We start from the raw sequence: 21179 nt of genomic DNA on the forward strand, positions 1-21179 counted from the left end.
GAATTTGAATTGATAATCAGTTGTTTACATTAAATTTTATTTCATCTTATTGAATTTATGTGGTGCAGTTTTTTGATTCTGTGGTGCAAAATGACTATCTTTGCACCACCATGAAAATATTCAAAATTCAATAAGTTATGGAACGAGTTACCATCTTTTTAAGAACAACCAAAAAGGAAGGCGATATCAAGTTGCGTTTCCGTTTGCGCGATGGCAGGGAAGTTGACCTATATCATAAAAGTGAGATCAGAGCTGCTCTGAAAGATATAGCCAAGTTTGATGAAAATGGTAATGTCAAGCCAAAGGTTTCGGTTTTTAATAAGGAACTTAAACTGGCCATTGACCGTGAAATGGATGCCATACATGCCGCTTATCACTCTGTGTGCGAAAAGATGCAAAAAGAGAATATTAATGGTGAGATATTTGAGGACGCAATTGATTTGGTGCTGAATCCGGACACTCGAAGTCAAAAGAAAGCTGAAATGACCATGCTTGAGCGATTTGACAGATTTATTGCGGACGGCTATCGGGATGGTATATTTGGTGAAGGTCGCATGAAGCACTATCGCGTTGTATATGGTACGCTGGAGCGATTTCTGGCAATAAAGAATCTCAGAAGCATAACGCCCATTGAGTTTACTGCTGATATGCTGATGGATCTCCGTTACTTTTTTACAAATGAATATGAGTATGTAGAAAAATATTCCTACTTGTATGATGATAAAAAGAAACGTGATATACCCTGTCAGCCCAGAGATATGAATACGACTATTACTAAGCTAAAAAAGTTACAAGCGTTTTTCAATGAACTTGAAGATAAGGAAGAGATAGTTGCTTCTCCATTTCGAAAGTTAGGGAAGAAAAGAAAAGCTATGGTATTAAAAGAACGCTATGATGAACCGGTTTATCTTTATAAAGATGAGCTACTGAAAGTTATGCGTACGGAAGTTCCTGCTACGCTTCAGGAAACCAAAGAGTGCTTTCTGCTGCAATGCGCTTTTGGTTGTCGTATCGCAGATTTTCAGGCATTGTCTATGGGCAAAGTCAAAGTAACCGAAGATGGTATCCCCTTCATACATTATCTGCCGAAGAAAACTTTACGCGAAAATGTTGAGAATACCGAGATTGAAACTCCTATCCTGCGTTACGCTCTTGATTTGATTAAGAAATGGCAGTTTAATTTTCCTATATTGAAATATGTTACAGGTAAAAGTGGATATAACGCCAAGATAAAACTGCTACTGCAACATTGTGAAATTAACCGTGAGTGTAAGGTTTTTGATGACGAATTGAATGATAATGTACATAAACCCCTTTATCTGTTTGGTAGTAGCAAACTTTGCCGGAAGACACATGTGGATATAATGAATAAAATACAAATCAATATGTATGCCGCTGGTTTGCATAAGGAGGGTAGTGAGGCTGTAAACCGCTATACAAAGATGGAAATGAAAGATCGTTTCACGCTGATGTGTGTAGCTTTTGATCAACCTATATGTAAGGTAGATAAGGAGTTGAATATTATTGATGAATAATATGGAAAGATACAGGAAAGGATATGACGAAAAGTGTCATTCTGAATAGCATCTGAACAATATTCTGCACTAAAAATAAAATCAGGTTAATCATCTTACGTTAAAGATTGTTAGCCTGATTTTTGTTTTATCTGTACACCTCACTTCTTTTTTTACTGTCTATCCATGAGGTAAGGTGGCGCTTAATTTGTCACCTCGCTGTCTGTCACAAACAAAAGAATAATACTTGTCTATTTTATAGATACACAATGTATAATCAGATGTGCCTTCTGTCTATATCTCTATTTTTTCTGAAGTTAAATCGAGTAAATTTTGACTGTATATTTATATATTCACGTGCGTGTACAAGCGAATGAATGACGCCAGAAAATCAATTTGTTAAGCTGTGTTTCAAGCCCTTGTAATCTTGTTTTTCCACATTAGTTTTGCATCCATCAAAGCCGTTATCTCATCATGTAACGTGTGGAGACTGGTGTAGGTGCAGTGGTGAATGTGTCGCTAATGATGGCTGCTAACAAACCTACCTTTTAAAATACGATGGAAGAATTTAGGAATCAAAATTCGCAAATGCTGATGATTGTTTCTCAGGGCGATTTGGAACGTGTAGTTCAAAAAGCTATTGGAGAGTTACTTGACCAACGAGAGAACAAACCTGAAGTATATCTGACAGCTGAGGAAACAGCCAGACGACTGAAAGTTGACCGGTCCACGTTATGGCGTTGGAACAAAGAGGGCTATCTTGTCTCTGCCAAAGTGGGTAGCAAGGTTCGTTACAAATTATCCGATGTGGAAAGGATACAAAAAGGTGAGGTTTTATAAAAAATGGAGAGTAAAATAAGAAATAGAGCATCCTGCCCTGATAGTTAGCCTGATAATAGCATAGTATCAAGGCGGTAAATGTCCTTGACTTTTATGTTCAAACTAAATTTGTCCGCTGAAACTGGTTTCAGAGTGAACATAGGAGTGAAATCTCTCCTTATATGACAATTTTATTAAGCAAAAACTGATGACAAAGAAAAATATAGAAGATGGCGATGCCATCGTGTGCTCCACCTGCTTATTAAAACTAAGCTATATTATCGCACGGATGGAAAAAATAGAGAGTGCCCTTTATTGTATCAAAGGCACGCTCAATTTCAAGGAGGCCCGTGAATATCTCAATCTGTCCAATAGCCAACTTTACAAGTTGACAAGAAATGGAGATATACCGTATTATAAACCAACTGGCAAATTGATTTATTTCAACAAACAAGAATTGGATGAATGGATGTGCCGGAATCATTCAGAGGCGAGTGTAGTATGTGAAAACGAAAAGGTATTAAATCATGATTGAGAACAGAAAGATTAGTTTGGGTGAAGATATAGACGAAAGTGCCTTTGAGCAGATTTTGGAATTCATCCGACTTAGAGTAACGGATGTATATGCTTATCCGCCGGAGATTGTACAAGTGGACGGTATTACCATTGCGACATTAGGGAACTTCAGTGCATCGACCGGAAAGCCGAAGAGCAAGAAAACTTTCAATGTATCGGCTATTGTAGCTTCGGCATTATCCGGAAAGGAAGTGTTGCGCTACAAGGCAACCTTACCGAAAGAAAAGCATAAGGTGCTGTATGTAGATACAGAGCAGAGCAAATGTCATTGTCATAAGGTGTTAGAGCGGATACTGATTTTAGCCGGAATGCCTACTGACCGTGAGAATGAACGACTGGAGTTTTTTATGCTCCGTGAGTATTCTCCCAAGCACAGAAGGCAGATTATTAACCTTGCATTGGATACAGACCCGAATATTGGGTTCGTTGTGATTGACGGTATTCGTGATCTCATGTATGATATCAACAATCCCAGTGAATCGGTAGAGCTTATCAATGACTTGATGCGGTGGTCCAGCGTGCACGACCTGCATATTCATACGGTGCTGCATCTTAATAAGGGTGATGACAATACACGTGGGCACATAGGTACAGAACTGAATAACAAGGCTGAAACAATACTCCAAGTCACGAAAAGCCCGTTTGATAGTAGTATCAGCCAAGTGAAAGCTATGCACATCCGGGAAAAAGAATTTACCCCGTTCGCATTTAAAATCAATAACGAGGCGCTGCCTGAACTTGCGGATAGTTATACGTTTGAGGCAGAACGCAAGCCTCTCTTTGAAGTATTGACAGAAGAGCAACATGTGAGCGCGTTGGAAAATGTATTTTCGGAAGGTCCTATTTCCGGGTATGAGAATATGCTCAAATCCCTGCAAAAAGGTTATGAGGCCATCGGCTATAAACGGGGACGGAACGTGTGTGTAGAACTGAATAAGTTCCTGATGGGAAAAGGAGTGATTACTAAAAAAGACAAAACCTACTCTTATGATCCTAAAGCCTTTGATAATGAGGAGCCCATATAATATGGAAAGAAGTTTAGTTTACTTCGGGGCTATATATGGTAAATTTATGTCGAACTGCAATAAATAATAAAGAAAACATTATGAATATCGCTCAAATAAAGCAAATAGACCTGGTGGATTATCTGAGAGCTATCGGCTTTATACCTACAAAGGAGTCGGCTAAGTCAGCTTGGTATCGTGCTCCATATCGGGAAGACAGAACGCCGTCATTCAAAGTCAATAAAGATAAAAATCTATGGTATGATTTTGGAACGGCTCAAAGTGGTGACATCATTGATCTGGCAGAACTGCTCTACAGTTCAAAGGATGTTTCCCGGTTGATCAAACTCATAGAGAATGCTGCACCGGCACTGGCTCCCCGAATAAGAACACCAATATCTCCAGATGGAGAACGGCTAACGGATCAGTTCAGAAATTTAAAAGTGGTGAACATGAATCATGCAGCATTGAAATCATATCTGCACTCCCGGGGTATTGATTTGGATATTGGGCAGCGCGAATGTAAGGAAGTGCATTATACGTGTAATAAAAAAGGATATTTTGCTGTTGCTTTCCCCAATATTGCCGGTGGATATGAAATCCGTAATCCTTATTTTAAGGGGTGTATTGCACCAAAGGATATATCTATCATCCGAAAATCGGGGAGATTAAAAGGAGGATACTGTTGTTTGTTTGAGGGTTTTATGGATTACCTCTCCTATTTGACTTTAGTGAAGATGGGACGAATAACCGAAGAAAGCAAATCTATGGATTATATTGTTCTGAACTCGGTAAGTAATGTCAGTAGAGCTATCGAACCCATAAAAAAATATGATTTCATTCATTGTTATCTTGACAATGATGAAGCCGGGAGAAGGACTGTGGACACTTTGCAGGAATTATTAGGAAATAGAGTCTGCGATATGTTTGCAGCTTATCCACTCTACAAGGATTTGAATGATTTTTTACGAGACAAAAAGAAATTCCCATGAGGGTAGTAGTTGTTGTTTGGAAGCCCCGTATCGTCGTTGTGGCCGGAATGGAATTTTAAAATAACAATTCGGCATTTTTATTGTTTTATTGCCGAATTGTCATACCTTTGTGCCAATAAAAATGTGAAGATGAGTACAAAGTTAAACATAGAAGGACTTAGATCACAATTTATTGATGTGTCCACCATACAGGTTTCCGACCTTTATTCATTCTACAGTGAAAAAGAGCCGGGAATCAAACAGTCCACTATATATCTGAGAATTAAAACACTTGTAAAGTCAGGGGTTCTTCAACGAATTGGCAGAGGACAATACCATTTAGGTAAAAATGAAGTGTTCATACCACGGGTTACTGAAAAGATGAAAGATATTGAGAAGGTTATCAGCAATAAGTTTTTGCTAACTCAATACTGTCAATGGGATTTGTCTTGTGTAAACCATTTCAGCCAACACTTGATTAATTTCAATGTGCAGTTTGTAGATGTGGAGAGAGGTGTGTTGGAATCGATGTATTATGCCTTAAAAGAGAAGTTCTCTAAAGTCATGTTGGTGGGTAATTTATACGATGGCATCTCCGAATTTAAAGACACCATTATTGTACGTCCTCTAATCTCCGAAGCGCCTATTAGAAAATCCGATGATACTTATGTGGCTACGCTCGAAAAAATTTTGGTTGATTTGGCTACCGATGCTGAATTCGTCTCTTTTCAAGGAAATGAGATTTTTATGATCTTTCGCACCGCTTTTAAGAAATATACACTTAACCGGAATACTATGCTTCGTTATGCGACCCGTAAGCATAAGAGGGAGATAATAGAAGGAATAATTGAACATATATAAAACTGGCAATAAATATATAAAATTGCCGAATTGTTGTTTTTATGATTAAGAAAGAAAGTGCCTCCAAAAGCTGGATTGAAGCCGTTTCCAAGAAAGAAAGGAATGCGGATAAGATTCTTGTGGAAAAAGTTGTCAGGGCACTCATGCTCTTGGAGGGATTAGCCACATCTGATTTAGAGTTCGTTTTTAAAGGGGGAACCGCTTTGCTGCTGTTGTTAGGTACCGAAAAACGTCGTTTGTCCATAGATATTGACATAATTGTTCCGGACAAAGAAAAAAGTTTGGAGGATATTCTTGATAAAATATGCAAGGATTACGGATTCACCCGCTATGAAAAACAGGAACGGAAAGTGAAGTCAAAAATTGACAAAGATCATTACCAGATCTTTTTTGAATCGGTAGTGGAAGGAAAAGAATCATACGTATTGTTGGATGTGTTGAGAGAAGATATTCACTACACTACGATAACGGAAGTATTCATTGCAGGTTCTTTTGTTGATACGACAGGGGAACTGGCAAAGGTAAATGTTCCCGATTTCAACAACATTCTCGGAGATAAATTGACTGCTTTTGCGCCAAATACCACTGGAATACCTTACCTGAAAGGAGAAAAGGAAATGGGTATGGAAATTATCAAGCAATTATACGATATAGCTTGTTTATGTGACCGTATAGACAATCCGGTAATTGTGGCCGAGGTGTTTACTTCTTTTGCTAAAACGGAGATTGCTTATCGACATGATAAATGCTCTGTTACTGATGTTTTGGAAGATATCATTGATAATGCTTTGGAAATATGCTTGCGTGGTAATCACGGAAAAGCGAATTTCGAGATACTACAGAAAGGTATAATTCAGGTTCGAAGCTTTATATATTCAGAACCTTTTCATCTTGAGAAGGCGATAACCTGTGCTGCTAAAGCAGCTTATATCGCAACATTGATTAAGTATGGGAAAACAGAAATAAAGCGATATAGCCCAGATATTTTGCCTGAATTAATTGGCTGGCAGATAACAGAACCAATGAACACCAAACTGAATAAGATTAAAAAGTCTGACAGGGACGCTTTCTTCTATCTGTATCAGATTTATGATATAATGCAAAATTCAATAAACAATAATGAAAAGGCATAGATGATATATAAATCGCAGTACATGAAGTAGGATGTATTAGAGCCAAAGTTACTCCACGTATGATTTTACATTTTCCGTTGATCCGTCGACACGGGGATATGTAAACCGCCATTCCATGACTATAAACAACAAAAACGCTGGTATTGAACGTGGAAATTTGCTTGAGGTAGTTAAGAAATTCAATATAAAAGGGGGATGATTCCCTCATGGAAAAGGCGATCAGTGTTGTTAGCGACTACCCGCGATTTACACAAACGGCAGGGATTAAAAAAACAATTAATTCGGCTATCAGACATGCTACTTTACCATTTCTTTTTCCAGAATGGATCATGAAAGAAGCCGAGCGGAAAAATCCGCCTCGTGTTTTATGTTCCTTTTTCCTGTTTTCGACAGTGGTTCCTTTTTGTTTTTCAACTAACTGATTTTCAATCGATTAATTTTTCAAATTTGCCAATTTGGGTGTCCCGTTGTATATTTGTGGATGTTTATCCGTCAAAAGCGCAATAAATCAGGGAGCATAAGTGTCCAAATAATAAGCAAATCTGGAGGTAGATACAGAGTTGTTGAGAGTATTGGTTCGGGCAAAAAAAGCGAACAGGAAATATCCACTCTTATGCTTAAAGCCCGTTCGATATTGAAGCAGCTCAACGGGAACTTGGAGTTATTTGCGGATGAAGAAGAAACACAATACGAACACATACTATCCTCCATTAGTAACAATCAGGTACAAGTTATTGGTCCCGAGTTGATTTATGGTCGTTTATTCGACAAGATTGGTTACGATCGAATAGAAGATAAACTATTCCGTCATTTGGTTATCACCCGTTTGTACAATCCGGGTAGCAAGCTAAAAACAATTGATTACCTGCGTAATTATTTAGGTGAGAATTGGGAGATTCATAATATTTATCGTTTTCTGGATAAATTAAACGATAGGTTCAAGTCGGAAGTTGAAGATATTAGTTTTGCTCACACTAAACGCGTACTAAAAGGTAAAGTTAGCGTTGTATTTTATGACATGACTACTCTTTACTTTGAATCCAGTGATGAAGACGATCTTCGCAAAACCGGATTTTCCAAGGATGGGAAGCATCAGTGCCCTCAAATCTTTTTAGGTTTATTGGTAGGAGCAGGAGGTAATCCAATAGGTTATGACTTGTTTGAGGGCAATATCTTTGAAGGACACACCCTGATTCCTACATTGGAAAAGTTCGAGCATCGCTTTTCTCTAAAGAAACCCATTGTGATTGCCGATGCAGGTCTGTTATCAAAGGCCAATATAGTTCTTTTAGAAGAGAGCGGATACAAGTATATCCTTGGAGGAAGACACAAGAATGAATCAAACGAGATTCAAACTCAGATATTAAATTTATCGTTAAAGAATGGAGAATGTGCCGTTATTAAGAAGTCTAAAAATCAGCGGATTATAGTATCTCTTTCGGAAAAACGCGCATACAAAGATCAGGAGAATAGGCAAAGGGGGCTTAGAAAGTTGGAGAAAAGGATAGGAAGCGGAAAACTAACCAAAGCCAGCATCAATAACCGAGGATACAATAAATACCTTCGAATGGAAGGCGATGTTCGTATAGAGATTGATTATGAGAAATTTGAAGGTGATGCCAGATGGGATGGAATCAAAACTTTTGTGACTAATAGTAGGTTGAAAGCTCAGGAAATTATCGACAATTACCGGCAGTTGTGGTTTATTGAGAGAGCGTTTAGAATGAATAAAACCGATCTGAGAATAAGACCAATATACCATCGTTTAAGGAATAGAATAGAGGCGCATATTTGCATCTCCTTTACAGCATACACTATCATGCTGGAATTAGAACGAATACTAAAGAACAACAAGTCCGAAATAACACTCAAACAAGCTGGAGAATTAACAAAAAGAATGTATCAAATAAATGTAATGCTACCCTCATCGGGAAAGATGAGACAATATCCGCTTGCAATGGATGAGAAGCAAACGGAATTATACAAATTAGTACTCAAAAATTCTTAGGGTGTCCCATTGGCGAAAACAGGAGCGACTACCCGCGATTTACACAAACGGCAGGGATTAAAAAAACAATTAATTCGGCTATCAGACATGCTACTTTACCATTTCTTTTTCCAGAATGGATCATGAAAGAAGCCGAGCGGAAAAATCCGCCTCGTGTTTTATGTTCCTTTTTCTTCGTTTTTTATATCCCATTGAGAAATATGCCAAGAGTCATAATATTTGTTTCCTAACAAGCTGAACCTGCCTGTCTGCCCTGTTTGGTCTGCATACTGTTTAGCCTCCAAGATTGAGGAAAACTCCCCCAATTTTTTGAAACCGATAAATAGCTTGTATTTATCGCTATTTTCCCCATGTTTTTTTACTTCTTCCTGTAACATATCATATAATATTTGATAATTTTCTTTCTTTTGTTCTAACTTGCTATATGCCTTTTGTAATTGCTCGTCCGTTTCTATATTGAAAAACAGATTGCATTTATTGCAGTCGATGTATCGGGCAATTGCTCTTTCGGCCTTGGTTATTTGTGCCTTTGCCGAAGCTACTTTCCCCAATATAAAGTCAAAACCTGTATGTAAGCCTGTTCGCTTGTCGTAATAGCAAAACGTTAGGTCTATGTTCTTTCGTGGGTACTTACATATTAACTTAGCCTTTCGCCAGTTAATCAGCCACCGCCAACGGCCTAACATATTACAAGGTATGTCTATCGCATGAAGAACCTCCCGACTTCTGTCAGGGTTGCGGATTTCAAAGGAGATATATACCCAATGCTCAATTTTCAGTTCCCGTTCTGCTTTTGCAAGGTCTTTTGCTTCTTGCATCCAATCTTCCATTCTTTCCTGTGCCATGATACCCACAATTTGTGTTATTTAATTATGCTGCTATTCTCTTTTGAATGAGATTGATGTTTTTGTTTACAAGATTGATAATACGTTCGTGATACTCCGTGTTGGAATTGCATGCACCCCTGCTTTGAACTACTTGGAATGTCTTTAATGATACCTCTATGGTTTCAATACGCTTTCCGTTAATGGTTGCCGAAAGTATCAGCGAGTTCTCTTCCTGACTTCGTCAATGCGTCACCCTCCTCATTTTTCCTTATCCGGCCTATCAAACAGAGGCTGTATCGCTCTGTGCTTATCAGTTAGGAATAGTGTCTTGGTGTAGAATCCCCCATTTTCAGGCAACTCCACTCTGATGGTAGTGATTGTTTTGGCTGCATCAAGTACCTTGCCTACACTTAGAGGTATTCCTTTCTCATGAATGATTCGTTCTAATTCTTTATATACCTTATAGGCAATAAAGCAAATACAAACATGAGATTCTATTCTTCTTTCTGTAAAGTGGAACATAGGTCGCATTTCTAATGAGCCTTTTGATATACGAAAAGCTCTTTCTACAACCCATAAGCCGTGGTATTCAGCAATAACTCTGTCTGCCTCCAAAGAGGTATTGGTAATATATCCTTTTAATCCATCCCAAAGGCTGTCTTCGGCAATCTTTTGTTCGTTGATAACAACCTCTATATTCTTACTAATCTCAAGGAATTTATTGTAACCACGCTTATTAACCTGTTGTTTGGTCAACTTTCCGCTTTTGCAAGCCTTTCGCAATCGAGCAATACCTCGTTCTCTATTGTAGGCATCTTTCTTGGCTCTTGTTTCAGAGTAATGGAGGATAAGACGTTCTCCATTATTGCGTTTGTATTCATGAGAGCGATAATTCTCCTTATTCTGCTCAAGTATCCAATTCTTCAATTCTTGACTTGCTGCCCTTCGCTTTTGATACGAGCTCCAATAACGTATTTATAACCGGCTTTGCGCAATAATTCTACGTTTGTTCTATTCATCAATCCTGAATCTGCCACAACTATAAAGTCTTCCCCAAGTGCAAAACGCTGCTTGAAGTCATCTATCAAAGGTATCATCGTGTAACCTTCATATTGGCTTCCGTTGAACAATGAATACGATAACGGATAACCGCCTTCACTAACCAACAAGCCAAGTACAACTTGCGACTCGGCAGTCTTTCCATCCTTTGAGAAACCGGGCTCTCGTAACTCATCTGTCTTTGCCGATTCAAAGTAGAGAGTAGTAACATCATAAAACATTAAGCCAATCTTACCTCCAAGGACTTTTTGCGTATGTGCTACGCTAATTTGCTGTACTAATACCTGTTGAGTATTGTACAGTTTGTCCATATATCGATAGATATGATTTAGGTCTATATCTTCATCATAATAAGACTTAAGATATTCTGTGGTAGCGAGTTTGCTCGCAGGTTGAGATACACGCGCAGTAACAAGATGACGCAATATCTCGTCAGGTATGCGATTGAAGCCAATATCATCATAGATGCGGTCAAGAAGCAACTGAGTCCCGTTAATCAATACGGCATCCATATTGTCGATTACTCGCTTGGTCTCTTCAATCTCCCGGTCTTTATTATTTTCGAAGTCAAGATCTTGTTGACCGTTATAGGTTCTTAGCCACCGGAGGGCTGTTTGATAAAGATTTTGCGCTTCACTCTCTGTCTGAGCAACACCAAAGCTCTTTACCTCCTTGAATTGCCCGTGTGATTTACTTACCACAACAATACTTATGCTTCCTGAGCGATTCTTTTTCTTCCGTACAAACATAGGGTAAAGGTACGTATTTTACGCTTGCGTCACCCAAAGTCACCCATTTTTATAAGCTAATATGCTGATTATCATTGTGCGCTATATGATGGCAAGGAAAAGTGATGAAGTCAGGAGGATATATTGTCTCAAACCCTTTTGATTTGAATACTTTTTTCGATTGTTTATTTGAGAAAAAACTCGTCAGGGACGAAAGTCTGAAACAAATGACCACAGTAACGGACAATTTTGGTTTGGGTTTGATACAGGTCCCATTTTATGACATGAAAGGTTATGGATATACAGGTGGAATAGACGGTTTTCAAGCAACTACATTTTATTTCACTACAGAAAAAGTATCTATTGCACTGACCTCAAATGGCGTCGCCTATCCGTTAAACGACATTATACTGGGAGTATTGAGTACTTATTTCGGGAAAGAGTGGCAACTACCTCAAATGTAGATAATTATCCATATCCTGCTAAGGGCAATCTTGTGCCATGCTTAAGGCAATTTTGTGCGCTGCTTATGGTAGAAAAGTGCGGTGCTTATGGCACCAGAGTGCACTTAGCATGGCAGCAGAGTGCATTCGCGATGTCACAACTGTGCCAAAGGCGGTTGGCACAGTTGTGACAAAAGTGGTTGCAAAACTGAGCCAAAGGCAACGCACTTCTTTGTCAAAAGCAGCACACTTTACGAACAGTTACTTATCAGATGGGGTTATGAGGTTTGAACCGCAGAGTTACGCGGAGTTTTCATTGCGTTGCCGCATGGAAATTAAAAACTCCGCGTAACTCTGTGTAACTCTGCGGTTCAAAATCTTTAGATAGTAACAGTAGCTTTCAGCGGCAACGTGGCCGAAGAGCCGCCCACCAGAACCTCAATCGTTCCGTTTTCCAGTTTCCAGCCGTTTGCAGCCTCGTCCCAGTAGCGCAATTCCGCAACCGGCACCTCGAGCGTAACGGTCTGCGTGTTGCCCGCGCCGAGCGTGACCCGCTGGAAAGCTTTCAGTTCCTTTTCCGGCCATTCCACTTTCGCGCCGGGGCGACGGACGTAAAGTTGAACCACTTCATCGGCCTCCATTACGCCTTTATTGGTTATATCGAAGCTGATTTTAATCACATCATCTGCGCCATATTTGTTCTTATCGCTTTTGATATTGGCATATTCAAAACTTGCGTAAGACAGCCCGTGGCCGAAAGGATAAAGCACCGGTACGTTCTTCGTATCGAACCAGCGGTATCCCACCAGCAGACCTTCGGAATAGTACGCCTTAGGTGAGCGGACGTTCTCGTCGTACTCCGTTTCGCCAACGATATCGTGACGGAACTGGGCGGCAAAGACATCGCCGTCGGTCACCACATCATTCGAGAAGTTGCCCAGGGCGAAAGCAGGCGAATCTTCCAGTTTCAGCGGATAAGTGAAAGGTAGCTTGCCCGATGGCGAAATATTGCCTAGCAGCACATCGGCCAACGCATGCCCGCCTTCAAGGCCGTTCCACCAGGCCTGTACAACGGCGTTAGATTTCTCGTCAACTACCCTCAAATCGCATGGGCCGCCGGATACGACTACGGTTACGATATTCGGGTTCACCTCGGCCAGCCGGGCGATGATGATATCCTGGCTCACGGGCAATAGAATGTTTTCGCGGTCGATGCCCTCGCTCTCGATGAACTTGTTAGTTCCGGCGAAGAAGAGAACCAGGTCGGCACCCCGGGCGGCGGCAATGGCTTCTGCCAGCAATTTAGCGTCGGGCGCTTCATCGAGAGTCTGGGCTATCTCGGTCGTGCCGGCGCGGTACCCGGCAAACATGCCCATGTAGTGCTTGTAGGCGGGGGCATAGCTGATTTCCACACCCTTGCCGATGCGGTTTTTGAGCCCTTGCAGCGGGGTGATTTCGTAAGGTGTCTTGGCGCCGGCTCCCATCCCGCCCGAGGCGGTGGTGGCGGTGGCATTGAGTCCGATAACGGCTATCTTCTTCACCTTGGCGGTGTTGATGGGCAGCACGGCTCCCTCGTTCTTAAGCAATACGATGGATTTGGCGGCCACATTGTAAGCCACTTGCTGTTGCTCCTTCTGTGAGATTTTAACGGTGTTGGCCTTGTCGTCCGCAATGGGTTCGATGGCAAAGCGCAGGCGGAGGATTTCGCGCACTTTGTCGTCGACAATGCTTTCGTTGAGCTTGCCCGCGCGCACGGAATCAATCAGTGCGGGGCCGAAGTAATTATCGCCCGTCATCTGCACGTCAAGTCCGCCGAGGGCGGCGCCCATGGTGCTGTGGGTTCCTCCCCAGTCGGAAACGGTCATGCCTTTGAAGCCCCATTCGCCGCGGAGGATAACGTTGTTCAGGTGGTTGTTTTCGGAGCCGTAGTAGCCGTTCACCTTGTTGTAAGCAGGCATCACGCTCATGGCACCACCCTCTTTCACGGCCGCCTCGAAGGCTTTAAGGTAAATTTCGCGCATCGGCCGCTCGGCGATGATGACGTCGACGCTACCGCGGTTCGTCTCCTGGTTGTTCAGGGCGTAGTGCTTGAGGCAGGCGGCGGTCCCGGCGTCCTGCATCCCTTTGGTGTAGCCCACGGCGAGTACGGCGTTGAGGGCGGGGTCTTCGCTGAAATACTCGTACGTACGCCCGCCAATCGGCAGTCGCTGGATGTTCATCGCCGGGCCGAGGATGATGTCTTTCCCACGGCGGCGGGCTTCGGTTCCGAGGGCGTTACCGTAGTCGTAGGCGAGGTCGTACGACCAGGTGGCGGCCAGTGCCGAGCCGGTCGGGTAGTAGGTGGCCGAGTCGGTTGTCCAGCCGAGGGGGCGGAAGCCGTCGCCAATTTCTTCGCGCACGGCGAAGGGTCCGTCGGCGTATTTAATGTCCGGGATGCCCAGACGGGGAACACCCTCGGACGACATGATGGTTTTGCTGTGGAGCATCTCGACCTTTTCCTCGAGGGACATGTCGGCAATGATTTCGTTGATCTTTTTATCGTTCACAGTAAGCTTCTCCTGCGGGGAGCGAGGCGCTCCGGCCGGGTTTCCCTGCGGGGTCTGGCAGGAGGTTACGGCGGCTATTGACATGAATAGCGTAGCGGTTCTGATGGTTTGGTTCATAATATATTGTTAATTGATAAAGTTACGACTCACAAACGGCAGACAGGTATACAGCGCCGAGTGGAAATACTCCCACGTATGCCCGCCATCCCTTACGCGAAACTCACATGGAATATGTGCCCTGCGCATGGCCTGAAAGAACTCGATGTTCCGGTCGAGCAGGAAATCATCATCCCCGCAATCCACAAACCACTTGACAGTGCGTAGCTGGTTCTTCCGCGCTTCGTCGGCTTCCTCCACGAACTTCACGCAACTGTTGTCTATCACGGATTGGGTGAGGATGGCCAGCTTATCCCCCGGGGGGCGAGGCGCCCCGCCCAGGTGTTCCTGCGGAATAGACATTAAAGCGCTGATGGCGTAGACGGACGAGAACAGCTCAGGATGCTTCTGACCGTATCCAGTGGCTCCGCCGCCACCCATCGACAGACCGGCCACGGCGCGGTGGGCTTTGTCGCCTATGATGCGGTAGGTGCTTTCGATGTGGGGCAGGAATTCGGTGTAGAAGAAGGTTTCGTACTTCCAGCCGGGCATGTCGAAGTAGCCGTTCCAGTGGCCTTCGTCGAAGCTGCCGCCGGCGTTGGGCGATACGATGATCATCTCGACAGCCTCGCCGGAGGCGATGAGCTGGTCGGCCACTTCGCCGGCGTGTCCGCGCCAGAACCAGGCTTTGTCGGTGTCCGTCATGCCGTGGAGCAGGTAGAGGACAGGGTACTTCCTGTCGGGCCCGGCGTTGTAGCTTTTGGGGAGATAAATACTATACTCGCGCTGGGCGTTGAGCACTTTGCTGCGCATGCTCTCGTGAAGGACTTTGCTTTGCGGCCCCCACTGCCCGAATACCAGGCATAGCTGGCAGAGCGCGATAATGGATAGTGTGATTCGTTTCATATTGTCTTTTATAATTGTACCCGAAGCGCAAACCCGCCCCCAGGTGCCAGATGAACATCCAATTCCTTATTCCCTTTCAACTGAATACTCTCCTTCTTATAATCAGTTCCATTGCGGTGCGCATTCGCCCCATCCCTGAACAGCGTAGCCGTGCGTGCTTTCTCGCCGAGGAAAGACAGGTCGACTTGCAGGTCGCGGGCATCCCAGTTAGTCATGCCGCCGATGTACCAGGTGTTGCCTTTGCGGCGGGCGGTGACGATGTACTCGCCTATCTTACCGTCTAAGGTAATGGTTTCGTCCCATACAGTGGGGATAGAAGCGATAAATTCTAACGATTCCGGTTCGCGCATGTAGTTCGTAGGCGAATCGCAGAGCATGTTGAAGGGCGATTCGAACACCACGTAGCCGGCCAACTGGTGGCAGCGGGTGCCCTGACTCATCGGTTGGGAGTTCGAGGGGTGATAGTTGCCGCGCGAGCCGTTGCGCATGGCGCCCTGCGTATAGTCTATCGGGCCGGCCACCTGACGGATGAAAGGAATAGTAACATCGTACTTCATCTGGTCGACTTCGGCCGACGACCATTTCATCTGCTCCAACCCGTGAACACCCTCGAAGTTGAGGACGTTGGGATACGTGCGGTTCAGTCCGGCGGGCTTGTACATGCCGTGCAGGTCGAGGATCATTTTGTACCGGGCGCAGGTTTCGGCGGCGCGGTAGTTAAATTCTACCATCTCCTGGTCGTCGCGGTCCATGAAATCGACCTTGAAACCTTTGACGCCGAGCTCGGAGTAGTGGCGGCAGACGTTTTCCATGTCGCGGTTGAAGGCGTGGTAACCCGCCCAGAGAATGATGTCGACGTTGCGGGCGGCGCCGTAGTCGACGAGTTCCTTGATGTCGATTTCGTCGACCACCTGCATCAGGTCGGCCTTGAGGTTCACGGCCCAGCCTTCGTCGAGGATGACGTATTCGATGCCGTTGGCGGCGGCGAAGTCGATGTAGTATTTATAGGTGTCGTTGTTGATGCCGGCGACGAAGTCGACACCGGTGATGTTCCAGTCGTTCCACCAGTCCCAGGCTACTTTGCCGGGCTTGATCCAGGAGATGTCGGCAATGCGCGAGGGGGCGGCGAGCTTATAGGTCATATCGCTGTCGGCCAGATCTTTATCGGCGGTGGTGACGATGGCCATGCGCCAGGGGAAGGTGCGGGGGCCGTTTACCTTAGCCATGTAAGGCTCGCGCTCGGTGACCTCGAATTGCAGCATGTTATGTCCGCCGAGCTTCGAGGTGCGGGGATAGGCTGCGAATATACCCGTAAGGCGGCAAGGTGCCGTTGCCAGGTCTCCATGCGGATGGGCGCTGCTCATGAACATGCCGGGGTAGCTTTCGAGGTCGGACTCGCTGATGCAGATTTTCTTTCCGCTGGCGGTTTCGGCCACGAGGGGCAGGAACATGAGGCGTTCTTTATTGAGCCGGGAGAGTTTCTCGGTGGTGTAGGTATTCTCGAACGAGGTATGGAATTGCGATTCGTAGTTGCCGTCGTCGCCGTACATGACGTAGGGCACGGTGGCGGTAACGTCGTCGCCGAAGTTGTAGGCCACTTCTTCGCCGGCGATGGTGAAGGGTTTAGCGCGCTTGCTGACGAAGCGGTAGGCCAAGCCGTCGTTGTAAACGCGGAATTCAACGCCCCATTGCTTCTTGAAGTTGAGGGTGAGCAGGGTGTACTCGTCGTCAATCTTTTCTTTACGATAAAAGGGTGAGGCGATAGTTTGCCTAATATTCTTTTGAGCGCTTTGTGCAAGCTGGGGTTTGTCGCCCCATACCTCGCCACTGCTCAGGGTGAGGGAGATGGGGGATTCGTGGAGGATGGTTTCACCGTCGTGGGCGATGGTGTATGTGAGCTTGTCGCCGAGGGTGACGGTGGCGGTGATGCGACCGTCGGGGGAAGCGGCTTTATGCTGCTTCTGGGCCGAGACGGGGGGCAGCGACCCCAGGCAGGTTATTAAAAGGATTAAAAGGGTTTGTTTCATTGTTATTTTAATTGGTTTATATGATTTATTAATGGGCTTAATTTATCTTCAGCACCAGCGAAATCTCATTCGGCTTCCCGCCCTTCGGCAAACTCACCAGCAGACCATTCTTCGTCCGTTGGAAATCCGCTTTGCCGGCGCCGAGCAGTTCTACTTTCTTTATCTTACCGCTATGGTACGGGCTATCCGATGCCAGCGATTTGATTAATACCTTGCCATCCGCAGGCCACTCCATTACGTGGGCATACAGCGTCTTGCCATTCTCCACGAAGCGGATATCGGCGGCAGTGTACGGCTTGTTCTTGCCCTCGTTGAAACCCGCTCCGTCGAGCGGAATTTCAGTCTCGGCCGAGGGGCCCTCGCCGAAGATGCGCCAGGGGCGGGTGTCGAAGATGCCCTCTTTGTTGACGTCCATCCAGGCGGCGATGTCTTCAAGGATTCTTTCTTCTTTATCGTCGATGGTGCCGTCGCCTTTCATGGGGACGCTTAACAATAGGTTGCCGTTCTTGCTGACGATGTCGACAAGCATGTGGATGACCATTTTGCCGGATTTGTACCAGTTATCTACGTACGTAGAGCGGTTGTAGTGCCAGGTACCGAGACAGCTACAGGTTTGCCAGGCCTTGTCTTGCAGGGTGGAAGGCACGCCCTTTTCGACATCCCAAACGAGGGCTTCCTTGTGCTGATCTTGCAGCTTCTTGCCGAAGACAACGGCGTTGAGCTTCCCTTTGTTGCGCTTCATGTTTTGGTTGTAATAGTGCGCCACGACGTCCAGGCCGGTGTTGTCGATGGGGAAGAACGGCAGCACGCTGTCGTCGAAGTAAACCAGGTCGGGGTTGTAGCGGTTTATCATGTCGACGGTGCGGTCGAAGAAGTTATCATAATACGCCTGGGTGGGTACGGAGGTGCCTTCGGGCCAGTCCCACGCGCCCCAGGCGTGACCGCTGAGAGAGTGGTTCTGCACGTATAGTTCTTCGGGGTCGTAGCCTTCCCACCACTTGCCTTTACCGTCTTCCTTGCGTACCACGCGGGCATCGTAGGAGATTCCGGCGTAAGGGCCGGTTTTATCGGCGCCCTGGGCAGTTCCGTACCACGTCCAGGCGTGCGAGGAGTGGATGCTGACGCCGTAGGGCAGCTTGTGCTTGCGGGCGGCGCGCTCCCACTCGGCGAGGATGTCGCGCCGGGGACCCATGTTTACTGAGTTCCAGCGTTGGTATTTGCTGTCCCACAGATCCATGTTGTCGTGGTGGTTGCCCATGGCGAAGAAATACTGGGCGCCGGTGCGCTTGTAGAGGGCTACAAGCTTTTCGGGATCCCAATTCTCGGCTTTCCACTCGTTGATCACGTCTTTGAAGCCGAACTCGGAGGGGTGGCCGTACTTTTCGAGGTGTACTTTGTAGGCGTCGCCGCCTTCTTCGTACATGGCGCGGCCGTACCAGTCGCCGGCTTCGGGTTGACACTGTGGGCCCCAGTGCGCCCAGATGCCAAACTTGGCGTTGCGGAACCACTCGGGGGTTTGGTACGCTGATAGAGATTCCCAGGTAGGAGCGAACTTGCCTTGAGCAGCGGGTTCAACTCTCTGCGCATGGGCAGGGGCAGCTAATGCCCCGGTAAGGACTACGGATAGTAGCCATGTTTTTAGTGTAACTTTGTTCATCAGTCTATTCCTATTTTGATTATTGTTTATGAATGATTTTAGAGCGGTTTAAGTACAGCTACATACCCGCCGCCGCTAACCATCTGTATCTTTATCGGCTTACCCGCTTGTACTACCATGCGCTTCTTATTTAGCTTCGTTGGAGACTTGGCTCCAGCGCCTCGCTGGTCTTCCCAATACTCTAATTCGTACTTGCCGGCGGGCAGGAAGTTGGTATTAACGCTAACGGTGCGCACCGTCTCATTATTCATCCCTGCGAGGAACCACTCATCGCCCGAACGCTTCGCCATCACGATAAACTCGCCCGGATAGCCGTCGATAAAGCGGGTATCATCCCACACCGTGGGGACGATTTGCAGGAAGTCGCTACCCGGCTGGCCGAGCACGTGCTTGGGATGGTCGCAGAACACGGTGAACGGACTTTCATAAATCACGAACTTAGATAGTTCGGCGCAGCGCGTGTTCATGACCATGGTGGGCGATTGCTGCTTAAACTGCTCGGGCGTTACGTTGAGGAAACCGCCCGGTGTGTAATCCATCGGTCCGGCCAACATACGGGTGAAAGGCAGGGTGACGTTGTGCGTGGGAATGATACGGTCGGAAAACTTGGAATATTCCTCGCCCAGCACGCCCTCGCGGGTCATCATGTTGGGATAGGCGCGCTCGATGCCATCGGGCTTATACGAGCCGTGAAAGTTCACCATCAGTTGATGTTTGGCAGCGGTGCGAATGATTTTGCGATACCAGTTCACCATTTCCTGGTCGTCGCGGTCCATAAAGTCGATTTTGATGCCTGCCACACCCCATTGTTGGTATAGGGCGAAGGCTTCTTCAAAGGCGTTGTTGCGATTTACGTCTGTACTGTACAGCCAAAGCCAGATACGCACGTTCTTCTCTTTTGCACAAGCCAGGATTTCGGGCATATTGATTTGAGGTGCGGGCTTGGTGATGTCGGCCTCAGGCTGGTTGAAAGGACCATACCATTGCCAATCGATAAGCATATAAGGCCATCCCTGTGAGGCGGCAAAGTCGATGTATTCTTTGATGACGGGCATTTCCATCTTTACTTCTCCACTCCACCAGTGGTCCCACGCACACAGTCCGGGGCGTATCCACGATGTGTCGTCGAGGGCGCAGGGCGGGTTGAGCGACTGCACAATCTCCGATTCGATGAAGCGGCCGGGGTTGTCGCCCACCATCACCACGCGCCAAGGCGTGTAGATACGGTCGTCGAAACGGGCTTTGATACCTTCTTCTTTTTCGCTGGGCAGAGGGGAAAGCTTGGTAGTAAGAGAACCTGGCTGCCCTGCCTCGGTGCCCCCGATGTAGAAGCCGGGGTAGTTGTCGATGTTGGCCTCGGTAATAGCGAGATAGTTTTGTTTGTCCACCTCAACAAGCAATGGCAGTCCCGCCACGGTCTGTGCAGTGATTTCCGTCATCGTTTTTTTGTTGAACTCGCTCTCTTGACTCGATGTGTAAGCGGGGTAGTATTCAGCCACCCAAGCGTGAGCGTGCGCCGGTAGTGAGAATCCTGTCAACTCGCGGGTGATGGCGCGGTTGCCGATGGTATTACTGCCATGCAGTTGGTAGCGGAAGGCGATGCCGTTGTCGTAGGCGCGGAAGTAGAGATCCATGCGGCGGCGTTCGCCGTCTTTCTCGACGAGGGCAAGGTGGGTTTCATTCCACTGCACCTCTATGTGGGCGTGTTTGTTTTTGACGACTGGTGTCCACGAATCGCTTTGGACGATAGTTTGCGGGGTATTCAGCAGAGTAAAACCGCCGCGCATATCGGGCTCATTCTGGAACTCGAAGCCGAGTCGGGATTCATTGATTATCTGTGTGTCGCGGTAGGAGACGGTGTAGGATAACTCGCCTCCGTGGTTGATGGCGAGGGAAATTTCCCCGTTGGGGGATTTCAAATTTACTGTTTGCGCAACGCTACCGATTGAAAAGGCCAGCAGGGCTGCGATGATGATAAAGATTCTCATGATTATTTGCTATTTT

The 21179-nt window shown here is 45.9% G+C and carries 17 protein-coding genes and 1 pseudogene; 9 read left to right on the top strand and 9 right to left on the bottom strand.

Features of this window, described 5'->3' with window-relative positions; translation table 11 throughout:
- Positions 1-137 precede the first annotated feature (137 nt).
- The 8 genes from D0T87_RS19460 to D0T87_RS19495 all read left to right on the top strand — a co-directional run bounded on the left by D0T87_RS19460 (position 138) and on the right by D0T87_RS19495 (position 8886).
- A complete protein-coding gene (locus D0T87_RS19460; RefSeq protein ID WP_163177192.1) occupies positions 138-1535 on the top strand; it encodes a hypothetical protein in 1398 nt (465 codons plus the stop codon).
- A 537-nt stretch (positions 1536-2072) separates the two neighbouring features.
- Positions 2073-2354: a helix-turn-helix domain-containing protein gene (locus D0T87_RS19465; RefSeq protein ID WP_239063775.1), complete on the top strand. Its 282-nt coding sequence runs from the start codon at positions 2073-2075 to the stop codon at positions 2352-2354.
- A 187-nt stretch (positions 2355-2541) separates the two neighbouring features.
- A complete protein-coding gene (locus D0T87_RS19470) occupies positions 2542-2868 on the top strand; it encodes a helix-turn-helix domain-containing protein (RefSeq protein WP_163177194.1) in 327 nt (108 codons plus the stop codon).
- Positions 2861-3934 carry an AAA family ATPase gene (locus D0T87_RS19475; protein ID WP_163177196.1) on the top strand — a complete coding sequence of 358 codons (1074 nt, stop codon included), beginning with the start codon at positions 2861-2863 and terminating at the stop codon, positions 3932-3934. The genes D0T87_RS19470 and D0T87_RS19475 overlap by 8 nt, the downstream gene beginning before the upstream one ends.
- A gap of 80 nt (positions 3935-4014) precedes the next feature.
- Entirely contained in the window at positions 4015-4905 is an 891-nt protein-coding gene (locus D0T87_RS19480) for a toprim domain-containing protein (protein WP_163177198.1), read from the top strand.
- Between the two features lie 129 nt (positions 4906-5034).
- Positions 5035-5745: a DUF6577 family protein gene (locus D0T87_RS19485; RefSeq protein ID WP_163177200.1), complete on the top strand. Its 711-nt coding sequence runs from the start codon at positions 5035-5037 to the stop codon at positions 5743-5745.
- A 41-nt stretch (positions 5746-5786) separates the two neighbouring features.
- Positions 5787-6878, top strand: a complete 1092-nt coding sequence (locus D0T87_RS19490; RefSeq protein ID WP_163177202.1) for a nucleotidyl transferase AbiEii/AbiGii toxin family protein — start codon at positions 5787-5789, stop codon at positions 6876-6878.
- Positions 6879-7491: 613 nt separating this feature from the next.
- On the top strand, positions 7492-8886 hold the full coding sequence (locus tag D0T87_RS19495) for an IS1634 family transposase (RefSeq protein WP_203558741.1): 1395 nt from the start codon (positions 7492-7494) through the stop codon (positions 8884-8886).
- Between the two features lie 158 nt (positions 8887-9044).
- On the opposite strand, the gene D0T87_RS24715 is transcribed toward D0T87_RS19495, so the two are convergent.
- The 4 genes and pseudogenes from D0T87_RS24715 to D0T87_RS24725 form a co-directional block, all read right to left on the bottom strand.
- Positions 9045-9731, bottom strand: a complete 687-nt coding sequence (locus tag D0T87_RS24715) for a hypothetical protein (RefSeq protein ID WP_163177206.1) — start codon at positions 9729-9731, stop codon at positions 9045-9047.
- Positions 9732-9756: 25 nt separating this feature from the next.
- Positions 9757-9945 (bottom strand): annotated as a pseudogene (locus D0T87_RS19505) (PcfJ domain-containing protein); the annotation flags it as partial.
- A 26-nt stretch (positions 9946-9971) separates the two neighbouring features.
- Positions 9972-10640 (bottom strand): hypothetical protein, encoded by a 669-nt coding sequence (locus D0T87_RS24720; protein WP_239063777.1) that lies wholly within the window; start codon positions 10638-10640, stop codon positions 9972-9974.
- Positions 10637-11521, bottom strand: coding sequence for an IS1634 family transposase (locus D0T87_RS24725; protein ID WP_239063779.1), 885 nt, complete (start codon positions 11519-11521; stop codon positions 10637-10639). Before D0T87_RS24725 ends, D0T87_RS24720 begins: the two co-directional genes overlap by 4 nt.
- A gap of 143 nt (positions 11522-11664) precedes the next feature.
- On the opposite strand from D0T87_RS24725, the gene D0T87_RS19515 reads away from it, so the two are divergent.
- Positions 11665-11964 (top strand): hypothetical protein, encoded by a 300-nt coding sequence (locus D0T87_RS19515; protein WP_163177207.1) that lies wholly within the window; start codon positions 11665-11667, stop codon positions 11962-11964.
- 359 nt (positions 11965-12323) lie between these two features.
- On the opposite strand, the gene D0T87_RS19520 is transcribed toward D0T87_RS19515, so the two are convergent.
- From D0T87_RS19520 to D0T87_RS24730, 5 genes are read right to left on the bottom strand one after another with little or no spacing between them, the layout of a single operon-like run.
- A complete protein-coding gene (locus D0T87_RS19520; protein ID WP_163177209.1) occupies positions 12324-14606 on the bottom strand; it encodes a glycoside hydrolase family 3 C-terminal domain-containing protein in 2283 nt (760 codons plus the stop codon).
- 9 nt (positions 14607-14615) lie between these two features.
- A complete protein-coding gene (locus D0T87_RS19525) occupies positions 14616-15491 on the bottom strand; it encodes an esterase family protein (protein ID WP_163177211.1) in 876 nt (291 codons plus the stop codon).
- 8 nt (positions 15492-15499) lie between these two features.
- Positions 15500-17518: a glycoside hydrolase family 97 protein gene (locus tag D0T87_RS19530; RefSeq protein ID WP_163177213.1), complete on the bottom strand. Its 2019-nt coding sequence runs from the start codon at positions 17516-17518 to the stop codon at positions 15500-15502.
- 37 nt (positions 17519-17555) lie between these two features.
- Entirely contained in the window at positions 17556-19175 is a 1620-nt protein-coding gene (locus tag D0T87_RS19535) for an alpha-L-fucosidase (RefSeq protein ID WP_163177215.1), read from the bottom strand.
- Positions 19176-19213: 38 nt separating this feature from the next.
- The gene (locus D0T87_RS24730) at positions 19214-21163 is read right to left on the bottom strand and encodes a glycoside hydrolase family 97 protein (protein WP_239063781.1); all 1950 of its coding nucleotides are present in this window, start codon (positions 21161-21163) and stop codon (positions 19214-19216) included.
- Positions 21164-21179 lie beyond the last annotated feature (16 nt).

Source organism: Bacteroides sp. 51, from assembly GCF_010500965.1.
Lineage (GTDB): Bacteria > Bacteroidota > Bacteroidia > Bacteroidales > Bacteroidaceae > Bacteroides.

What these genes read in the sequence shown, in the direction of transcription:
- D0T87_RS19460 (WP_163177192.1), top strand. Translation starts at nt 138, where the DNA reads ATGGAACGAGTTACCATCTTTTTAAGAACAACCAAAAAGGAAGGCGAT.
- D0T87_RS19465 (WP_239063775.1), top strand. Translation starts at nt 2,073, where the DNA reads ATGGAAGAATTTAGGAATCAAAATTCGCAAATGCTGATGATTGTTTCT.
- D0T87_RS19470 (WP_163177194.1), top strand. Translation starts at nt 2,542, where the DNA reads ATGACAAAGAAAAATATAGAAGATGGCGATGCCATCGTGTGCTCCACC.
- D0T87_RS19475 (WP_163177196.1), top strand. Translation starts at nt 2,861, where the DNA reads ATGATTGAGAACAGAAAGATTAGTTTGGGTGAAGATATAGACGAAAGT.
- D0T87_RS19480 (WP_163177198.1), top strand. Translation starts at nt 4,015, where the DNA reads ATGAATATCGCTCAAATAAAGCAAATAGACCTGGTGGATTATCTGAGA.
- D0T87_RS19485 (WP_163177200.1), top strand. Translation starts at nt 5,035, where the DNA reads ATGAGTACAAAGTTAAACATAGAAGGACTTAGATCACAATTTATTGAT.
- D0T87_RS19490 (WP_163177202.1), top strand. Translation starts at nt 5,787, where the DNA reads ATGATTAAGAAAGAAAGTGCCTCCAAAAGCTGGATTGAAGCCGTTTCC.
- D0T87_RS19495 (WP_203558741.1), top strand. Translation starts at nt 7,492, where the DNA reads ATGCTTAAAGCCCGTTCGATATTGAAGCAGCTCAACGGGAACTTGGAG.
- D0T87_RS24715 (WP_163177206.1), bottom strand. Translation starts at nt 9,731, where the DNA reads ATGGCACAGGAAAGAATGGAAGATTGGATGCAAGAAGCAAAAGACCTT.
- D0T87_RS24725 (WP_239063779.1), bottom strand. Translation starts at nt 11,521, where the DNA reads ATGTTTGTACGGAAGAAAAAGAATCGCTCAGGAAGCATAAGTATTGTT.
- D0T87_RS19520 (WP_163177209.1), bottom strand. Translation starts at nt 14,606, where the DNA reads ATGAACCAAACCATCAGAACCGCTACGCTATTCATGTCAATAGCCGCC.
- D0T87_RS19525 (WP_163177211.1), bottom strand. Translation starts at nt 15,491, where the DNA reads ATGAAACGAATCACACTATCCATTATCGCGCTCTGCCAGCTATGCCTG.
- D0T87_RS19530 (WP_163177213.1), bottom strand. Translation starts at nt 17,518, where the DNA reads ATGAAACAAACCCTTTTAATCCTTTTAATAACCTGCCTGGGGTCGCTG.
- D0T87_RS19535 (WP_163177215.1), bottom strand. Translation starts at nt 19,175, where the DNA reads ATGAACAAAGTTACACTAAAAACATGGCTACTATCCGTAGTCCTTACC.
- D0T87_RS24730 (WP_239063781.1), bottom strand. Translation starts at nt 21,163, where the DNA reads ATGAGAATCTTTATCATCATCGCAGCCCTGCTGGCCTTTTCAATCGGT.